Source organism: Rhodovulum sp. PH10 (assembly GCF_000293785.1).
In the GTDB taxonomy this organism is placed as follows: Bacteria; Pseudomonadota; Alphaproteobacteria; order Rhizobiales; family Xanthobacteraceae; genus Rhodoplanes.
Genome location: NZ_AKZI01000127.1, coordinates 1 through 1625, shown reverse-complemented (window position 1 = coordinate 1625; position 1625 = coordinate 1). Strand labels below are relative to the sequence as shown.

Annotated in this window: 2 protein-coding genes; both read right to left on the bottom strand. The window is 67.0% G+C overall.

The genetic code is table 11. The features are described from left to right. On the bottom strand, positions 1 to 1133 hold a 1133-nt coding region (locus A33M_RS18550), incomplete at its 3' end, for an MFS transporter (protein ID WP_040621696.1). Between the two features lie 62 nt (positions 1134 to 1195). Next, positions 1196 to 1625: NAD-binding protein (locus A33M_RS18545; protein ID WP_040621694.1), on the bottom strand; the 430-nt coding region annotated here is incomplete at its 5' end.

The window sequence follows — 1625 nt, the reverse complement described above, 5'->3', positions numbered from 1 at the left end:
GTGCCGTTGTAGCCGAGCGAGATGCCCGAGGAGCGCACATTGGTCGGGAACTGCTCGGAGAACCAGCTCGCCTCCACCGCGAAGATCGGGTCGTGCGAGAACACGAGCGACAGCGCCACCGCCGTGATCACCATCACCACCGCACCGGTGTTGATCATCAGGAACATCGGGATGCCGAAGGCGATGGTGAACACCGCGCCCAGCAGGAACACCGGCTTGCGGCCGATCCTGTCGCTCAGTGCGCCGTAGACCAGATGGCTGACGAGGCCGATCGCCGATCCCACCAGCGTGCCGATCAGCACGTTCTTGGTCGAGGTGATGTGAGCGAGCGTGACGTAGGAGAGCATGAAGCTCGTCGTCACGTAGTAGCCGCCGGTCTCGGCGAAGCGCAGGCCGATGATGCGCAGGATCAGCCGCCAGTCGCGGCGGATCACCTCGAGCGCCGGCGTCTCGATGATCTCGTTCTTCTGCTTGGCCTGCTCGAAGTCCGGCGATTCGGCGATGCTCATCCGGATGAAGATGCCGATTGCCACCATGATGAAGGAGGCGAGGAACGGCGCACGCCACACCCAGTCGCCCTCCAGCGTCGCGGCCGACAGGAGGAACGAGCCGTTGGCGAGCAGTAGCCCGAACGGGATGCCGAGCTGCGGCACCGCGCCGTAGAACCCGCGCCGCCGCGGCGGCGCGTGCTCGAACGCCATCAACACCGCGCCGCCCCATTCGGCGCCGAAGCCGACGCCCTGGATCATGCGCAGCAGGATCAGCAGGATCGGGGCGGCGACGCCGGCCTGGTCGTGGGTCGGCAGCGCGCCGATCGCGACGGTGGCGAGGCCCATGATCAAAAGCGACCAGAACAGCACCGCCTTGCGGCCCATGCGGTCGCCGTAGTGCCCGGCGAGATAGCCGCCGAGCGGCCGCATGAGAAAGCCGACGGCCAGCGTGGCGAACGACGCCAGCACGCCGACGATCTCGTTCTGCGCGTCGAAGAAGACGTGGCCGAAATAGGCGGCCGCTGCGGTCCCGTAAATGAAGAAGTCGTAGCTCTCCACCGCCGATCCGATCATGGACGCGACCGACACCTTGATCGGGTTGTCGCGATGCGGAACCGACGTGGTCGACGAATTCTCTTGCATGATGATCTACCTTCCGAGCGATCGCTGAAGGTCGCCGAGGTGATGGCGAGACTCGTGGCGCCTCACGACTGTTGCTTGCGATAGGTTTCGATCACGCGGCTGTCGTCGCGCAGGGTCAGGCCGGCGTCCGCGGCCGCATTGAACCGGGTTTTCGCGACCTCGAGCAAGGGCACATCGGCGCCGCAGCTGGCGGCGGCGCTCGACACCAGGCCGCTGTCCTTGACGAAGATGGCGATCGCGCTGGTGACCGGTGCGTCGGTGCCCATCAGCATGCGCGGGCCGCGGTCCGACAGCATCCACGAACCGCCCGAGCCGCCCCCGACGAGATCGAGCACGGCCGCCTTGTCGAGCCCCAGGCTCTCGGCCAGCGCCAGCGCCTCGGCGGCGGCGGCGAGATTGACCGAGCACAGATGCTGGTTGACGACCTTGACGCTCTGCCCGTTGCCGAGCGCCTCGCCGACCATCCGCACGGTGCCCATGGTGTCGAGCACG